General features: G+C 64.1%; 14 protein-coding genes and 1 riboswitch. Of the genes, 9 read left to right on the forward strand and 5 right to left on the reverse strand.

The annotated features are described in order from the left end of the window. Positions 1-184: 184 nt before the first annotated feature. Together Q2M23_RS26400 and Q2M23_RS26405 are read left to right on the forward strand one after the other, a co-directional pair. Positions 185-1,399 (forward strand): NADP-dependent isocitrate dehydrogenase, encoded by a 1,215-nt coding sequence (locus tag Q2M23_RS26400; protein WP_016848511.1) that lies wholly within the window; start codon positions 185-187, stop codon positions 1,397-1,399. A 30-nt stretch (positions 1,400-1,429) separates the two neighbouring features. Then, the gene (locus Q2M23_RS26405) at positions 1,430-1,936 is read left to right on the forward strand and encodes a DUF3455 domain-containing protein (protein WP_410469768.1); all 507 of its coding nucleotides are present in this window, start codon (positions 1,430-1,432) and stop codon (positions 1,934-1,936) included. 92 nt (positions 1,937-2,028) lie between these two features. On the opposite strand, the gene Q2M23_RS26410 is transcribed toward Q2M23_RS26405, so the two are convergent. Next, positions 2,029-3,279, reverse strand: coding sequence for a cyclic nucleotide-gated ion channel (locus Q2M23_RS26410; RefSeq protein ID WP_316397574.1), 1,251 nt, complete (start codon positions 3,277-3,279; stop codon positions 2,029-2,031). 11 nt (positions 3,280-3,290) lie between these two features. Next, positions 3,291-5,978 carry an alanine--tRNA ligase gene (gene alaS, locus Q2M23_RS26415; protein WP_316397564.1) on the reverse strand — a complete coding sequence of 896 codons (2,688 nt, stop codon included), beginning with the start codon at positions 5,976-5,978 and terminating at the stop codon, positions 3,291-3,293. A 202-nt stretch (positions 5,979-6,180) separates the two neighbouring features. Next, a riboswitch (glycine riboswitch) is annotated at positions 6,181-6,269 on the forward strand. Between the two features lie 141 nt (positions 6,270-6,410). Here alaS and gcvT point away from each other — a divergent pair. From gcvT to Q2M23_RS26435, 4 genes are all read left to right on the forward strand, one after another. After that, entirely contained in the window at positions 6,411-7,556 is a 1,146-nt protein-coding gene (gene gcvT, locus Q2M23_RS26420; protein ID WP_316397565.1) for a glycine cleavage system aminomethyltransferase GcvT, read from the forward strand. A gap of 19 nt (positions 7,557-7,575) precedes the next feature. After that, positions 7,576-7,941, forward strand: a complete 366-nt coding sequence (gene gcvH / locus Q2M23_RS26425; RefSeq protein ID WP_057018368.1) for a glycine cleavage system protein GcvH — start codon at positions 7,576-7,578, stop codon at positions 7,939-7,941. Between the two features lie 23 nt (positions 7,942-7,964). Continuing rightward, a complete protein-coding gene (gcvP, locus tag Q2M23_RS26430) occupies positions 7,965-10,838 on the forward strand; it encodes an aminomethyl-transferring glycine dehydrogenase (protein WP_316397566.1) in 2,874 nt (957 codons plus the stop codon). Between the two features lie 177 nt (positions 10,839-11,015). Then, complete coding sequence (locus Q2M23_RS26435) at positions 11,016-11,447, forward strand: acyl-CoA thioesterase (protein ID WP_225164343.1); 432 nt, start codon at positions 11,016-11,018, stop codon at positions 11,445-11,447. A gap of 39 nt (positions 11,448-11,486) precedes the next feature. Here Q2M23_RS26435 and Q2M23_RS26440 read toward each other — a convergent pair whose 3' ends face one another. Both Q2M23_RS26440 and recA read right to left on the reverse strand, forming a co-directional pair. Beyond that, positions 11,487-12,473, reverse strand: coding sequence for a hypothetical protein (locus tag Q2M23_RS26440; protein ID WP_316397567.1), 987 nt, complete (start codon positions 12,471-12,473; stop codon positions 11,487-11,489). A 227-nt stretch (positions 12,474-12,700) separates the two neighbouring features. Next, positions 12,701-13,789 carry a recombinase RecA gene (gene recA, locus Q2M23_RS26445; protein ID WP_092090369.1) on the reverse strand — a complete coding sequence of 363 codons (1,089 nt, stop codon included), beginning with the start codon at positions 13,787-13,789 and terminating at the stop codon, positions 12,701-12,703. A gap of 478 nt (positions 13,790-14,267) precedes the next feature. On the opposite strand from recA, the gene Q2M23_RS26450 reads away from it, so the two are divergent. Further along, positions 14,268-14,468 carry a hypothetical protein gene (locus Q2M23_RS26450; RefSeq protein WP_316397568.1) on the forward strand — a complete coding sequence of 67 codons (201 nt, stop codon included), beginning with the start codon at positions 14,268-14,270 and terminating at the stop codon, positions 14,466-14,468. 50 nt (positions 14,469-14,518) lie between these two features. Beyond that, positions 14,519-14,686: a hypothetical protein gene (locus tag Q2M23_RS26455; RefSeq protein WP_316397569.1), complete on the forward strand. Its 168-nt coding sequence runs from the start codon at positions 14,519-14,521 to the stop codon at positions 14,684-14,686. A gap of 185 nt (positions 14,687-14,871) precedes the next feature. On the opposite strand, the gene Q2M23_RS26460 is transcribed toward Q2M23_RS26455, so the two are convergent. After that, on the reverse strand, positions 14,872-15,192 hold the full coding sequence (locus Q2M23_RS26460) for a hypothetical protein (protein WP_316397570.1): 321 nt from the start codon (positions 15,190-15,192) through the stop codon (positions 14,872-14,874). 352 nt (positions 15,193-15,544) lie between these two features. Here Q2M23_RS26460 and Q2M23_RS26465 point away from each other — a divergent pair, with 352 nt between their 5' ends. Next, the gene (locus Q2M23_RS26465; RefSeq protein WP_316397571.1) at positions 15,545-15,781 is read left to right on the forward strand and encodes a hypothetical protein; all 237 of its coding nucleotides are present in this window, start codon (positions 15,545-15,547) and stop codon (positions 15,779-15,781) included. Positions 15,782-16,192: the final 411 nt, after the last annotated feature.

Consider the following 16,192-nt stretch of genomic DNA (forward strand, 5'->3'; position numbering starts at 1 on the left):
CCCGTCAAGAACAAGGGCCGAGAGGCGCTATTCTGGTCCGTCCAGAATGGCGGTTCTCGGTGAAAAGATGGGCTGAAAGTGCATACCGGTGCGCTTTCGCCCGCCCCCGGGCGGTGCTATAGCGCAGGCGTATTTTCCACCCCCGCCGTCAAAAGCGCGCCGTTCCCAAGAGGGCCTCCCCGTCATGGCAAAAATCAAGGTATCCAACCCCGTCGTCGAGCTCGATGGCGACGAGATGACCCGGATCATCTGGCAGTACATCAAGGACAAGCTGATCAACCCGTTCCTGGATGTCGAACTGCTCTATTTCGATCTGGGCATGGAATACCGCGATGAGACCAACGACCAGGTGACCATCGACGCCGCCGAAGCCATCAAGAAGGTCGGCGTCGGCGTCAAATGCGCCACCATCACTCCCGACGAGGCCCGGGTGAAGGAGTTCGGCCTGAAGCAGATGTGGAAGTCGCCGAACGGCACCATCCGCAACATCCTCGGCGGCTGCATCTTCCGCGAGCCGATCATCTGCAAGAACGTGCCGCGCCTGGTTCCCGGCTGGACCAAGCCGATCATCATCGGCCGCCATGCCTATGGCGACCAGTACCGCGCCACCGACATCAAGTTCCCCGGCAAGGGCACGCTGTCGCTGAAGTTCGTCGGCGAGGACGGCACCGTCATCGAGAAGGAAGTGTTCAAGGCGCCCGGCGCCGGCGTCGCGATGGAGATGTACAATCTCGACGACTCCATCACCGATTTCGCCCGCGCCTCGTTCAACTACGGCCTGATGCGCAACTACCCCGTCTATCTGTCGACCAAGAACACGATTCTGAAGGTCTATGACGGCCGCTTCAAGGACATCTTCCAGGACGTGTTCGACCGCGAGTTCAAGAAGGAATTCGACGCCAAGGGCCTGACCTACGAGCACCGCCTGATCGACGACATGGTGGCCTCGGCGCTGAAATGGTCCGGCGGTTATGTCTGGGCCTGCAAGAACTATGACGGCGACGTGCAGTCCGACACCGTGGCCCAGGGCTACGGCTCGCTCGGCCTGATGACCTCGGTGCTGCTCACCCCGGACGGCAAGACCGTGGAAGCCGAGGCCGCCCACGGCACCGTGACCCGCCACTACCGCGAGCACCAGAAGGGCAAGGAGACCTCGACCAACTCGATCGCGTCGATCTTCGCCTGGACCCGTGGCCTCGCCCATCGCGCCAAGCTCGACAACAACGAGGCGCTGGCCAAGTTCGCCACCACCCTGGAGAAGGTCTGCGTCGCCACCGTCGAAGAGGGCTATATGACCAAGGACCTCGCGCTCCTGGTCGGTGCCGACCAGCGCTGGCTCTCGACCACCGGATTCCTCGACAAGGTGTCCGACAACCTCGTGAAGGCGATCGCGGCCTGAGGCCGTCATCCTGGGAAGACAGGTGCGAGCATGACCATGGCCCTTGTCAGAGCCGTCGTGCTCGCATCGTTCTCGCTAACCGCGTCGGCGGCATTCGCTGCCGATCCCCTGCCCGACGCCGTCGCGGCGCCTGGCGAGTCCAAGATCCTCACCGTCCATGCCGAGGGCGTGCAGGTCTATGAGTGCAAGCCGGTCAGCGACGGCAAGCTCGCCTGGTCGTTCCGCGAACCGATCGCGACCCTGATCGCCGACGGTCGCACGGTCGGCCGGCATTATGCGGGTCCGAACTGGGAGCATGTCGACGGCAGTGTCGTGACCGCCCGCACCGCCGGCAGCGCACCCGGCACCACCGCCGCCGATATTCCCTGGCTGAAGCTCGAGGTGATCGCCCACCGCGGCAACGGCCTGCTCTCCGGCGTCGCAACCGTGCAGCGGATCAACACCTCGGGCGGCGAGCTCAGCGGCGCCTGCGACAAATCAGGCGCGCTGAAAGGCGCGGCCTACTCGGCGGATTACGTGTTCCTGCGGCGGGACTAAGCGTTTTCGAGCGAAGTGGATACCGGTTCGCGTGAAGAAACGCGCCAAACGAAGAATCGAGAGCCTCGTTCCGATTCAATCGGAATGAGATTCTAGTCGCGGATGCCGCCGTCGGTCTCGCGCGGCGCCTGGGCGATCTCCGCGGCGGCCAGGTCGCCGCCGGCCGCAAGCGGATCGGCAAGCCGCGCCTCCGCGGTCTCCCGGACATGGGCGGCGAGCGCCGGCATGCGCTCGATCAGGGCATGGAAGTCCTGCGCATCGAGCACCAGCAGCTTGGTCTTGCGCGTCGCCGTCACCGTGCCGGAGCGGCTGGTCCGCCGCAGCAGCGCGATCTCGCCGAAGAACGCGCCGTCGGAAAGCCGCACAAGCTGGCTCGGCAGGTCGATCTCGACCTCGCCCGCGGTGATGAAATACATCGATGACGCCGCATCGCCGCGCCGCACCAAGACCTCGCCGGCCTCGATGGTCTGCGACCGCAGCAAGCGCATGATGTCGGAAATATCGGCAGCGCCAAGATGTGAGAACAGCGGCACCCGCGCCAGCATGCCCCAGGTCACGACGAAGTCGCGGCGCCGGACCTCGTCGGCGAACGCGGTCGAGATGATCGCGACCGGCAGCGCGATCATCGCGAAGCCGACCACGATCGCGACCACCGTGACGGTCCGGCCGAGCGGCGTAATCGGGACGACGTCGCCGTAACCGACGGTGCCGAGCGTCACGATCGCCCACCACATCGCCTGCGGCATGGTGCCGAACTTGTCCGGCTGCACCCTGTGCTCGATGGCATAGAGCAGCGAGGCAAACAGCAGCACGGCGCCGGTCAGGATCACCACGCAGCCGAACAGCGTGCGCCGCTCGGCATGTAGCGCCGCCAGCAGCGAGCGCATCGCGGTCGAATAGCGCACCAGCTTGAGGAACGGCAGCATGCCGAACAGCAGCAGCGCGGTCTTGTCGCCGATCGCAAGCGCGACGGCCGACGGCAGGAAGGCCAGCAGGTCGATCACGCCGAGCGCCGAGAAGGCGTATTCCAGCCGCGCCCGCGCCGGCGTCATGTCGCGCAGCGAGTGGCCGACCACGCTCCAGAGCCGCGCGGCATATTCCAGCGCGAAGGCGATGACCGCCGCGATCTCGATGGTCGTCAGCAGCCAGCTGAACTGCGCGTCGATCTCGGGCACGGAGGCCAGGATCGCCGCCAGCACATCGACGGCGATGATGGCGACGATGACCCGGGCAAACCGCAAGCCGCCCGAATGCGGCAGATCATCGCGTTCGAGCAGCTCGTAGAGACGGTCGCGCAGCCCGGGATCGCCGATCGTGGGCTTGAGCGGAGCCGTCGCCACGATCAGCCTCTCCGTCAGGCGCCGGCCGATGCCTGTTGGGTCATGGCCTGTTCGATCGCCGACAGCGCGGCGTCGGCCTTGGCGCCGTCGGGCCCGCCGGCCTGCGCCATGTCGGGCCGGCCGCCGCCGCCCTTGCCGCCGAGCACCTCGGAGCCCTTGCGCACGAGCTCGACCGCGTTGAACCGCGCGGTCAGATCGGCAGTGACGCCGACCACGATGCCGGCCTTGCCGTCCTCGGTGACGCCAACGATCGCGACCACGCCCGAGCCGATTTGCTTCTTGCCGTCGTCGACGAGACTCTTGAGATCCTTGGTCTCGACGCCCTCGACCGCGCGCGCCAGCAGCTTGACATTGCCGACCTCACGAACGGCCGAGGCGGCGCCGTTCGACGCACTGCCGCCGCCCATCGCGAGCTTCTTGCGGGCGTCAGACAGATCGCGCTCGAGCTTCTTGCGCTCTTCCATCAGCGCGGCGATGCGCGCCGGCACGTCGTCGATCGTGGTGCGCAACTCCAGCGCCGCGGTCTTGGCCAGCGCGATGGTGTCGTTGGCGTGCTTGCGCGCGTGACGTCCGGTCAGCGCCTCGATGCGGCGGACGCCGGACGCCACCGCGCCCTCGCTGGTCACCGAGATCAGGCCGATGTCGCCGGTGCGGCGCACATGAGTGCCGCCGCAGAGCTCGACCGACCAGCCAAGCGCGTTCTGGCCGTGATCGCGGGCGCCCTTGCCCATCGACACGACGCGAACCTCGTCGCCGTATTTCTCGCCGAACAGCGCGCGGGCGCCGGCCTCGCGGGCATCGTCGACGCCCATGACGCGGGTCGTGACCTCGTCATTCTCCAGCACGACATCGTTGGCGATGTCCTCGATCCGGGCGAGCTCTTCCGGTGTGATCTGCTTCGGATGCACGAAGTCGAAGCGCAGCCGGTCGGGCGTGACCAGCGAGCCGCGCTGCGCAATGTGATCGCCGAGCACCTGGCGCAGCGCCTCGTGCAACAGATGCGTCGCCGAGTGGTTGGCACGGATCGACGAACGCCTGGCGTGGTCGACCTCGAGCTGCAGCGCAGTGCCGATGGTCAGCGTGCCCTGCTCCACGGTGCCGAGATGCACGAACAGATCGCCGGCCTTCTTCTGCGTGTCGGTGACGCGGAACTTGACGCCCTCGCCGGTGAGCACGCCGAGGTCGCCGACCTGGCCGCCCGACTCGCCGTAGAACGGGGTCTGGTTCAGCACGATCGCGCCGCTCTCGCCGGCCTTGAGGCTTTCGACCTCCGCGCCGTCCTTGATCAGCGCCGTCACCGCGCCTTCCGCGCTCTCGGTCTCGTAGCCGAGGAATTCGGTCGCTCCGAGCTTCTCGCGCAGCGGGAACCAGATCGCCTCGCTCGCCGCCTCGCCCGAACCTGCCCAGGAGGCACGCGCCTTCACGCGCTGCCGCTCCATCGCGTCGGTGAACGACGCCTGGTCGACGCTGATGCCGCGCGACTTCAGCGCGTCCTGCGTCAGATCGAGCGGGAAGCCGTAGGTGTCGTACAGCGTGAACGCGGTGTCGCCGTCGAACATGTCGCCCTTCTTGAGGCCGGCACTCTTCTCGTCGAGGATCGACAGGCCGCGCGCCAGCGTCTTGCGGAAGCGCGTCTCCTCCAGCCGCAGCGTCTCCTCGATCAGCTTCTCCGCACGGACCAGATCCGGATAGGCCTGGCCCATCTCGCGGACCAGCGCCCAGACCAGGCGATGCATCAGCGGCTCGCTCGCGCCCAAAAGCTGTGCATGGCGCATCGCGCGGCGCATGATCCGGCGCAGCACGTAGCCGCGGCCCTCGTTCGACGGCAGCACGCCGTCGGTGATCAGGAACGCGGACGAGCGCAGATGGTCCGCGATCACCCGATACGACCCAACGTTCTGCTCGTTCGGACCGTGCCCGAGGGTAGACGCGGCGGCATCGATCAGATTGCGGAACAGATCGGTCTCGAACACGCTCTCGACGCCCTGCAGGATGCAGGCCATGCGCTCGAGCCCCATGCCGGTGTCGATCGAGGGACGCGGCAGCGCCACGCGCTCCTCCTTCGTCACCTGCTCGTACTGCATGAACACCAGGTTCCAGAATTCGAGGAAGCGATCGCCATCCTCATCCGGGCTGCCCGGAGGGCCGCCCCAGATGTGCTCGCCGCGGTCGATGAAGATTTCGGAGCACGGTCCGCACGGGCCGGTGTCGCCCATCGCCCAGAAATTGTCCGAGGTCGGGATGCGGATGATGCGGTCGTCCGAGAAGCCCGCGATCTTCTTCCAGTAGCCGGCCGCCTCGTCGTCGGTGTGGTAGACGGTGACCAGCAGCTTGTCCTTCTTCAGCCCGAAATCCTTGGTGATCAGATTCCAGGCGAGCTCGATCGCGCGCTCCTTGAAGTAATCGCCGAACGAGAAGTTGCCGAGCATCTCGAAGAAGGTGAGATGGCGCGCGGTGTAGCCGACATTGTCGAGGTCGTTATGCTTGCCGCCGGCGCGCACGCACTTCTGCGACGTCGTGGCGCGCTGATAGCCGCGCTTCTCGACGCCGGTGAAGACGTTCTTGAACTGCACCATGCCGGCATTGGTGAACATCAAGGTCGGGTCGTTGCGCGGAACCAGCGGCGACGAGGCCACGATCTCGTGCCCGTTCTCCTTGAAGAAGTTCAGAAATGTCGACCTGATGTCGTTGACGCTGCTCATGTTCATCCAATCGGAAAAAGGGGCCGGCCAGCCGCAAAAAGGCGTCATTTTCCGGCCGAACGCTTTTAGACATTGCCAGCTGCGGTGTCCAGAAACTGTGCAGGCGGATCATGGGCTTGCCGCGGCAGCACAAAGCCCATTGGATAGTTGCTGCAGCTGCGTTGACAGTCTTGGTGGCGCCGTGTTTTCTACCTACCTATACCTAGTCACGTCGGGAGAGACCGGCCTTATCGCCGGCGCCGAAGGAGCAACCGCCCCGGAAACTCTCAGGCAAAAGGACCGCGTGACGTCTGACATCTGGAAAGAGACGCTGGGGTTCGCCCCGATGCGTCCGCCGACGGGATAATACTCTCAGGCACAGCGACAGATGGGGCTTTCTGCAGGTTTCTCAAGGGGAAATAGGTCCCCGGCGGGAACCGCGAGGGCCCTGTGATGCTTGCGCGCGAAACCTCCCCGCTGAAACAGACCCCGCTGCACGCGCTGCATCTGGCGCGCGGCGCCAAGATGGTGCCGTTCGCCGGCTATGACATGCCGGTGCAATACGCGGCCGGCGTGCTGAAGGAGCATCTGCACACCCGCAAGGAAGCCGGTCTGTTCGATGTGTCGCACATGGGCCAGCTCGTGCTGAAGGCCAAATCCGGCAAGGTCGCGGATGCCGCGCTCGCGCTGGAAAAACTGGTGCCGCAGGACATCGTCGGTATCGCGCCGGGACGGCAGCGCTACGCGCAATTCACCAACAATGACGGTGGCCTGCTCGACGACCTGATGGTGGCGAATTTCGGCGATCACCTGTTCCTGGTGGTCAACGCCGCTTGCAAGGCCGAGGACGAGGCGCATCTGCGCGCGAATCTCTCCGACGCCTGCGAGATCATCTCGCTGGCCGACCGCGCGCTGATCGCGCTGCAGGGCCCTAAAGCCGAATCGGCGCTGGCGAAACTTTGTGCAGATGTCGGTTCGATGAAATTCATGGATGCCGGTGCGCGCCGGCTCAGTGACGTCGACTGCTTCGTCTCGCGCTCCGGCTATACCGGCGAGGACGGCTTTGAGATTTCCGTGCCCGCGGACAAGGTGGAAGCCCTGGTCACCGCGCTGCTCGACAATCCCGACGTGTTGCCGATCGGGCTCGGCGCGCGCGACAGCCTGCGGCTCGAAGCCGGGCTGTGCCTCTATGGCCATGACATCGACACCACGACGACACCGGTCGAAGGCGCGCTGGAATGGTCGGTGCAGAAGGTTCGCCGCAGCGGCGGCGCCCGCGCCGGCGGCTTCCCCGGCGCCGACAAAATTCTCGCGCAATTCGCAGATGGCGCTGCGCGCCGACGGGTCGGCCTGAAGCCTGACGGCCGCGCACCGGTGCGCGAAGGCGCCGCGCTGTTCGCCGATGCCGGCTCGACCGAGCAGATCGGCAAGGTGACCTCGGGCGGCTTCGGCCCGAGCCTCAATGCGCCGGTTGCGATGGGCTACCTGCCCACGGCCCTTTCCGCCGTCGGCACCACCGTTTTCGCCGAAGTGCGCGGCCAGCGGCTGCCGCTGAAAGTCGCCGCTACGCCCTTCGTCCCCAATACCTACAAACGCTGAACGCCAAAGGATCGACCCCATGACGACGCTGTACACGTCCGACCACGAATGGCTCCGCATCGAGGGCGACGTCGCCACGATCGGGATCACCGACTATGCGCAGTCGCAGCTCGGCGACGTCGTGTTCGTCGAACTGCCCAAGGTCGGCCGCAGCCTGAAGAAGGCCGAGGCCGCCGCTGTCGTCGAATCCGTCAAGGCCGCCTCCGACGTTTACGCGCCGATCTCCGGCGAGGTGGTCGAGGTCAACGACGCGCTCGCCGCCGAGCCCGCGCTGGTCAATTCCGACGCCGGCGGCAAGGCCTGGTTCTTCAAGCTGAAGATTGCCGACAAGGGCGAGCTCGGCGGCCTGATGGACGAGGCCGCCTACGCCGCGCACACCGCCTAAAGGATCACTCCGAGGATCACGTCATGAACGCGCCCTTCAAGCCGATCAACGAAGCCGCCACCGATTTCGTCCGCCGCCACATCGGACCGTCGCCGCGCGACGTCAACGCGATGCTGGAGACGGTCGGCGCCGCGAGCCTGCAGGCGCTGATGAACGAGACGCTGCCGGCGTCGATCCGGCAGAAGGCGCCGCTCGATCTCGGCCGGGCGCTGAGCGAGACCGAGGCGCTCGCGCATATGAGCGAGCTCGCCGCGCAGAACCAGATGTTCACCTCGCTGATCGGCCAGGGCTATTCCGGCACCATCCTGCCCGCGGTGATCCAGCGCAACATTCTGGAGAACCCGGCCTGGTACACCGCCTATACGCCGTACCAGCCGGAGATCAGCCAGGGCCGGCTCGAGGCCCTGTTCAACTTCCAGACCATGATCTGCGATCTCACCGGGCTCGACGTCGCCAACGCCTCGCTGCTCGACGAAGCGACGGCAGCGGCGGAAGCGATGGCGCTCGCCGAGCGCCACTCGCAGGTCAAGGCGAAGGTGTTCTTCGTCGACAAGGAGGTGCATCCGCAGACGGTGGCGGTGATGCGCACGCGCGCCGCGCCGCTGGGCTGGGCGCTGGTGGTCGGCGATCCCCTGACCGAGCTCGACAACGCCGATGTGCTCGGCGCGCTGCTGCAATATCCGGGAACGTCGGGCGCAGTACGCGACCTCAAGCCTGCCATCGCGTCGCTGCGCGCCAAGGGCGCGCTTGCGATCGTCGCGGCGGACCTGCTGTCGCTGACGCTGCTCGCCTCGCCCGGCGAGCTCGGCGCCGACATCGCGATCGGTTCGGCGCAGCGGTTCGGCGTGCCGATGGGGTATGGCGGACCGCACGCCGCCTATATGGCGGTGCGCGACACGCTGAAGCGCTCGCTGCCCGGCCGCATCGTCGGCCTCTCGGTGGATTCGCGTGGGCAGCCCGCCTATCGCCTCGCGCTGCAGACCCGCGAGCAGCATATCCGCCGCGAGAAGGCGACCTCGAACATCTGCACCGCGCAGGTGCTGCTCGCCGTGATCGCCTCGATGTATGCGGTCTATCACGGTCCCGAGGGCCTGACCCATATCGCACGCAGCGTGCATCGCCGCGCCACCGTGCTTGCCGCCGGCCTGCGCAAGCTCGGCTTTGCGCCGACCACCGAAGCGTTCTTCGATACCGTGACCGTCGAGACAGGTAGCAAGCAGATCGAGCTCGTCACCCGCGCGCAGGCGGAGCGGATCAATCTGCGCATCGGCGCGACCACGCTCGGCATCGCGCTCGACGAGACCTCGACGCCGGAGACGGTCGAGGCGGTGTGGCGCGTGTTCGGCGGCAAGCTCAGCTATGCCGAGATCGAGGCCGGTGCGCACGAGGCGCTGCCGAAGGAGCTGCGGCGCACCAGCGCCTTCCTCAGCCATCCGGTGTTCAATACGCATCGTTCCGAGACCGAGCTGCTGCGCTACATGCGCAAGCTCAGCGATCGTGACCTCGCGCTCGACCGCGCGATGATCCCGCTCGGCTCCTGCACGATGAAGCTCAACGCCACCACCGAAATGATCCCGCTGACCTGGCCGGCGTTCGGCAATCTGCATCCGTTCGCGCCGGCGGATCAGGCCAAGGGCTATCACGCGCTGTTCAAGCGGCTGGAGCAATGGCTGTGCGACATCACCGGCTATGACGCAGTCTCGCTGCAGCCGAATTCCGGCGCGCAGGGCGAATATGCCGGGCTGCTGGCGATCCGCGGCTATCACCTCGCGCGCGGCGAGCCGCACCGCAAGGTGTGCCTGATCCCCTCCTCCGCGCACGGCACCAATCCGGCCTCGGCTGCGATGGTCGGCATGGAGGTCGTGGTCGTCGCGTGCGATGCTCGCGGCGACGTCGACGTCAATGATCTTCGCGCCAAGGCGGAGAAGCACTCCGCCAACCTTGCCGCGGTCATGATCACCTATCCGTCGACCCACGGCGTGTTCGAGGAGCATATCCGCGAGATCTGCGACATCGTGCATGCCCATGGCGGCCAGGTCTATCTCGACGGCGCCAACATGAACGCGCAGGTCGGACTGTCGCGGCCCGGCGACTACGGCGCCGATGTCAGCCATCTCAATTTGCACAAGACCTTCTGCATTCCGCATGGCGGCGGCGGCCCCGGCATGGGCCCGATCGGCGTGAAGGCGCATCTTGCGCCCTATCTGCCGGGCCATCCCGCAACCGACGGAGCGACGGCGCACGCCATCGGCGCGGTATCGGCTGCGCCGTTCGGCTCGGCGTCGATCCTGACCATCTCCTACATCTACATCCTGATGATGGGCGGCGAAGGCCTGACGCGCGCCACCGAGATCGCGATCCTCAACGCCAACTACATCGCCGCACGGCTGCAGCCGCACTTTCCGGTGCTGTACCGCAACGAGCGCGGCCGCGTTGCGCATGAGTGCATCGTCGATCCGCGGCCGCTGAAGACGACCAGCGGCGTCACCGTCGACGACATCGCAAAACGCCTGATCGACTACGGCTTCCACGCGCCGACCATGAGCTTCCCGGTGGCGGGCACGCTGATGATCGAACCGACGGAATCGGAATCGAAGTTCGAGATCGACCGGTTCTGCGACGCCATGATCGCGATCCGCGACGAAATCGCGGAGATCGAGAAGGGCCGCTGGAAGGTCGAGGCCTCGCCGCTGCGCCACGCGCCGCATACCGTACACGACATCGCCGACGATGCCTGGAACCGGGCCTACACCCGCGCCGAAGGCTGCTTCCCGGAGGGCGTGTCACGGTCCGACAAATACTGGAGCCCGGTCGGCCGCGTCGACAACGTCTACGGCGACCGCAACCTGGTGTGCTCGTGCCCGCCGGTCGAGGATTACGCGCAGGCGGCGGAGTAAAGCGCACCATTGTTGCAGCTACGTCGTGCTGCGTCTCTGACGCGTGATTCACTCGGTGTCATTCCGGGGCTCGCGAAGCGAGAACCCGGAATCTCGATCCACGACTTCCGGATTCCGGATTCGCGACTTCGTCGCGCCCCGGAATGACGGACTGGCCCGCCCGCGGCAGGAGGAAACATGCGCGAGGAATTCTGGTTCCATTTCCCGTTTCGCGTCCGCTATTCGGAGGTCGACGCGCAGGCCGTGGTGTTCAACGCCCACTACCTCACCTATTTCGACACCGCCATCACCGAATATTTCCGGGCGCTCGGCTACGACTATCTCGGCGAGGTGGCGCGGACCGGCATCGACTTCCACACCGTGAAATCGGTCGTCGAGTACAAGGCTCCGATCCGGTTCGACGAGGACATCGAGGTCTGCGTGCGGGTCGCCAAGATCGGCCGCTCCTCGATCAATCTTGCGCTCGCGATCTTCGCCAAAGGCTCCGATGACCTGCGCGCCACCGGCGAGATCATCTGGGTCGCGACCGACCAGAAGACGCATCAATCGGTCGCGGTGACCGAGGATTTGCGGGCGCTGATCGCGAGCCGGGAAAAGGCGCTGGCGTAGAGATCAGAACGTCGCGTGCTGGCGTCGCTCGAACAAGCCTTACGGAGCGACGAGAGTGCGGCTCTCGGCGTCCCAGCGCCACAGCCGCTCATTGGTCAGTTCGGTGCCGCCCCACCAGCGATGGATCGTGTTGTACTGGCTGAAGTCGAGCTCGCGATCCGACACTTCCTGGCCGAAATCGGTGAGCGACAGCCGACTGTGCAGGAGTCGGTTGTTTCGGGCCTTCAGATCGTCGGGCGCTTCGATCTCCGCGGGGAATCCGGTCAGAACCGGTGATGGACAATAGGCGAGCCGGTCCAGGATCAGCTCCGCTTCCTGAAAATCGAACACGCCGCGTTCCCGGTTCAGCTCGTTTGAAAGGACCTGTGGGCTTGTCTCGCCGTCGGCGACGAGATCCAGCATTCGCAGTTCGGACGCGCCGAGGCCGGTGTCTTGCCCGGGTAGCTCCTCCAGCAACGCAATCAGCGCCGCGCGGAGCTGCGGGATGGCCGACAGATCCTGCATGAGAAGGTCGAAACAGGGCTCGGGCGTCGGAGCGCGATAGGCATTCCAGGCGCGACCGGCCAATTCCAGCCGATCATCGGTCACCGCAAGTGCAGGCAATCGCCATTTCGCCAAGCTCTCGCCTCGGTACCTGCCGATCTCGACATCGGTCTGGACCAGCTTGAGCTTCGCTACGATGTGGCGGTGCGGGCGGAGCACGTCGAGCAACCAGGCCAGCACCAACTGGTCATTCGGCTGGGGATCAGCCCATAGCTCGACGCTATCGCAACGCTCGCACAACTCGACAAGCCCAATGTCCCGACCGATCGAGCCGGTCCATCTTGAACTGGCGAAGTCGAGCCAGTGCGTGTCGAAATCGACATGCTTTGCGGAACGCGGTTCCAGCAGGGTCGTGAGGTCATCCGACGAGGGCATTTTCCCCCAAACGAAGCGCGGCCTCAACCCGACGACGATGTCCGCCCTTCCCGCCTGCCTCAGGCGATAGCTCGCGAGTTCACTTGTCGCCAGGATCAGACTTGTCACGATGCTCTCCGGCTACGCGCGATGGCATCAGCACCGCAAGCTGAGGATCAACTGCTTTACAAAAGACACACAAAACCAAACGGGCGCCGAAGACGTCGGCAACTCAACGTCCTCAGCGCCCGCTTGCAGCGAAGTCATGTGATGATTTGAGCATGATCTCCGGACAAACGCTTCGCGTTTGTCGCGAGGGAAAACCGCTTCGCACTTTTCCGGATCATGCCGGAGACTTACTCCTCCGTCGGCTCCTCGCCCTCGGCGTCGCGTTCGGGCGTGCCGGCGAGGATCTGCTCGGAGATCAGGCCGGAGTTCTGCCGGATCGCGGCTTCGATCTTGGCGGTGATGTCGGGATTCGACTTCAGGAATGCCTTGGAATTCTCGCGACCCTGGCCGAGCCGCTGGCTGTCATAGGAGAACCAGGCGCCGGACTTCTCGACGATGCCGGCCTTGACGCCGAGGTCGAGGATCTCGCCCATCTTGGAGACGCCCTCGCCATACATGATGTCGAACTCGACCTGCTTGAAGGGCGGCGCCAGCTTGTTCTTCACCACCTTGACGCGGGTGGTGTTGCCGACGACTTCGTCGCGCTCCTTGATAGCGCCGATGCGGCGGATGTCGAGACGAACCGAGGCATAAAACTTCAGCGCGTTGCCGCCGGTGGTGGTCTCCGGCGAGCCGTACATCACGCCGATCTTCATGCGGATCTGGTTGATGAAGATTACCATGGTGTGGGACTTGTTGATCGAGGCGGTCAGCTTGCGCAGCGCCTGGCTCATCAGGCGGGCCTGCAGACCCGGTAGCGCATCGCCCATCTCGCCCTCGAGCTCGGCCTTCGGCACCAGCGCTGCAACCGAATCGACCACCAGCACGTCGACCGCGCCGGAGCGCACCAGCGTGTCGCAAATCTCCAGCGCCTGCTCGCCGGTGTCCGGCTGCGAGATCAAGAGCTCGTCGATGTTGACGCCGAGCTTGCGCGCATAGACCGGGTCGAGCGCGTGTTCAGCGTCGATGAAGGCGCAGATGCCGCCCTTCTTCTGGCCTTCCGCCACGGTGTGCAGCGCCAGCGTGGTCTTGCCCGAGGATTCCGGCCCGTAGATTTCGACGACGCGTCCCTTCGGCAGACCGCCAACGCCGAGCGCAATATCGAGCCCGAGCGACCCCGACGACACCGTCTCGACATCCATCGAACGGTCGTTCTTGCCGAGCTTCATCACCGAGCCCTTGCCGAACTGGCGCTCGATCTGGGAGAGCGCGGCTGAGAGGGCCTTGGACTTGTCCATGGAGGATCCTTCGACGATACGCAGTGCGGTGGCGGACATTTGGGATGTGCTCCTTATGGCGGGGATTCGCTAGCGGGAAAACGGGCGACGAGATCGGGTGGAATGCGTTGTTGATTGGAACCTCGTACCACGTTTGTTCTAAGTTCGCAATATGTTCTTTCAAACAGACCGGTACTGGCCTGTTTCCATCCCTAGTGGCCTGCTTTGAAATTTCGAGTGGCCTAGTTTGGATTTAATCCTGTGGCAACCAAGGGTTGGCCGATGTTCTCGGTAGGACTACTGAGTCGCCAATCCGATGTTCTGCACATAGCAATACTTATGGTCCGCCAAGTGTTCTCCCTCCACAGAGGAGAAGTGTTACCGGGGTTCTCCGTTGGTGAACGGAGTTCCTTAATAACTCAGCAACCAAAGACGTTCGGGTGTATTGTCCCTTCATCACCGGCCGAGGCTCTGCCCGTAGGCGTCGGTGGCTGAGAGACCGGCTAGCGCTCCCGCCTGCATAACAGGGAGCGCGGCTATGGCCGAACAGCGCAACTATCGTCCCGACCAATTGTGGTTTGAAAAGCTCGCCGTTTACGCACGCGAGCTAATCCAGCACTCGCTCAAACTCCTCAACGAGTCGGTGCCGGATACGTTTGCGGGTCGCAAAACCCACGAGCCCTTTCCACAAGAGGAAAGCAGATACGGGCTCGACGAGAGAAAATCGGACTTAACCTAAGAGAGGGCGGGAATTGAGATGCGGCGCTAAAAGTGCGGATGATTGATCCAATGTTCGCCCGTTCTCAGGTTGCTATCGAAGAGAGCCACAGGCTCCGCAATCAACGAAAAGCGCTCGCAGACCAGCGGGACGCGCAGTTGGCCGAGCTGCGACGATCCATCTACGACAGCGCCAGCGCCCGCGTGGAGATCAAGGCTCATCGAGACAACAGCGAGTGAGGCACCTTGTGTGCAGCAAATGCGAAGATTTGGACACGCGCATTGAGCAGTTCCGACGCTTCACCGCGCAACTGCTCGATCTCCTCACGCTGGAGCGATTAAACGCGTCAATCGCGCAAATGGAAGCTGAGAAGAAAAAGCTTCACCCGACGCAAGAGTAAGGCCGCCTCAGTTGGCGGCCTCTTTCATTTCGTATTGTTCGGCCAAGAAAGCCCTTCTGTTCCGGCTGGCTCGCTTCGGTAGATCATTTTGAAGATGCTGGCGGCGGTATCGAGCCAGAGTTTCCGTTTGTCCTCTGGCCAGACTTCTCCTGCCTTCGGCAATTCCTTCAAGAGGCCTTGCACGAATGGATGTAGACCCGGCGGTTCATTTCCATCATTGCCACTGTCCCGGCGCTTCTCCTCCTCGCGCCTTTCGGGCGGCGGTTCATCGCGCTGTACAATTCCCGGCTTAACAAAGCGCCCCGTCGCTGAATCAATAAAGCCTGCGTACTGCGCCGACTTCATAAATGTCTGCCTAGCCCTGTCTTTTTGTTTGGGCGAGACGCCCAACTCATGCCGTCCGTCTTTAAGTCCCCGTATCCTAGTTTGATTTTTGGGGTGTACTTGTTCGGATTAAGCGAACGGAAACCGTAGCTTGGCCGGTGTTCTCAGTAGGACTACCGAGGCGACCCATCGGATGTTCTATCCCCGTCCCGCCTTTGACCGAGATCAGGGAATTTAATCTTGAGAGAACGAACCGGGGGCAACGGAACGTGATACGATAGCATCATCACCGGCCAAGGCTTTGCCCGTAGGCGTCGGTGGCTGAGAGACGAGACCAACAGCGCTCCCGCCTGCATAGGAAGGGAGCGCGGCCATGCCGAACCATTCCACAATAGTGCACCGCGAGATGCAGCTTCGCCATCTGGAGCAAGCCGAGCGGCATATTGCCCAAGGCGAACGACACATTGCCGAGCAAGAGGGACTGATCGAGCACCTTGCCAATCACGGGCACGATCTAGCGGAAGCGAAGAAGCTTCTGGATAACTTCTACTCATGCCAGGTTTTGCACGTTCAGCACCGCGACCGAATCCGCAGAGAGCTGGGAGAGTAGGGCCACCTCAGTAGGGCCACCTCAGTTGACGGCCTATTCTCATCTAGCGCACGATTAATTTCCTAGCGTGGCACAAACTGCACTTTGTTTTGGTGGTCATCCCGAGTTAGATTCCAACCTCACGCAGAGGTTGTGTCATGACCAGTGACCTGCTTTTTAGAGCGAGCATTGTGGTGCTGGGGCTGTGCCCCATTGCTATCGCTGCGATTGCAATATTCATGTGAGAAAGCGGCCGCCTCACTTGGCGGCCTCTTTCATTACGGGCCCTTCCCGTCGAATCGCTGCGACATATGACGTGAATCCGGTCGCGTGAATGAGGTGCTGAAGGGCTCTCTGCGTATTTCGCAAAAACGGGACAGCGGTTTCGCTAACTGACGGACAGCAGTTTCGCTAAATCGCGGACAGCGTGGC

It is taken from the genome of Bradyrhizobium sp. 33ap4, from assembly GCF_032654765.1.
GTDB classification, from domain to species: domain Bacteria; phylum Pseudomonadota; class Alphaproteobacteria; order Rhizobiales; family Xanthobacteraceae; genus Bradyrhizobium; species Bradyrhizobium australafricanum.

What these genes read in the sequence shown, in the direction of transcription:
- Q2M23_RS26400 (WP_016848511.1), top strand. Translation starts at nt 185, where the DNA reads ATGGCAAAAATCAAGGTATCCAACCCCGTCGTCGAGCTCGATGGCGAC.
- Q2M23_RS26405 (WP_410469768.1), top strand. Translation starts at nt 1,430, where the DNA reads ATGACCATGGCCCTTGTCAGAGCCGTCGTGCTCGCATCGTTCTCGCTA.
- alaS (WP_316397564.1), bottom strand. Translation starts at nt 5,978, where the DNA reads ATGAGCAGCGTCAACGACATCAGGTCGACATTTCTGAACTTCTTCAAG.
- gcvT (WP_316397565.1), top strand. Translation starts at nt 6,411, where the DNA reads ATGCTTGCGCGCGAAACCTCCCCGCTGAAACAGACCCCGCTGCACGCG.
- gcvH (WP_057018368.1), top strand. Translation starts at nt 7,576, where the DNA reads ATGACGACGCTGTACACGTCCGACCACGAATGGCTCCGCATCGAGGGC.
- gcvP (WP_316397566.1), top strand. Translation starts at nt 7,965, where the DNA reads ATGAACGCGCCCTTCAAGCCGATCAACGAAGCCGCCACCGATTTCGTC.
- Q2M23_RS26435 (WP_225164343.1), top strand. Translation starts at nt 11,016, where the DNA reads ATGCGCGAGGAATTCTGGTTCCATTTCCCGTTTCGCGTCCGCTATTCG.
- recA (WP_092090369.1), bottom strand. Translation starts at nt 13,789, where the DNA reads ATGTCCGCCACCGCACTGCGTATCGTCGAAGGATCCTCCATGGACAAG.
- Q2M23_RS26450 (WP_316397568.1), top strand. Translation starts at nt 14,268, where the DNA reads ATGGCCGAACAGCGCAACTATCGTCCCGACCAATTGTGGTTTGAAAAG.
- Q2M23_RS26455 (WP_316397569.1), top strand. Translation starts at nt 14,519, where the DNA reads ATGTTCGCCCGTTCTCAGGTTGCTATCGAAGAGAGCCACAGGCTCCGC.
- Q2M23_RS26460 (WP_316397570.1), bottom strand. Translation starts at nt 15,192, where the DNA reads ATGAAGTCGGCGCAGTACGCAGGCTTTATTGATTCAGCGACGGGGCGC.
- Q2M23_RS26465 (WP_316397571.1), top strand. Translation starts at nt 15,545, where the DNA reads ATGCCGAACCATTCCACAATAGTGCACCGCGAGATGCAGCTTCGCCAT.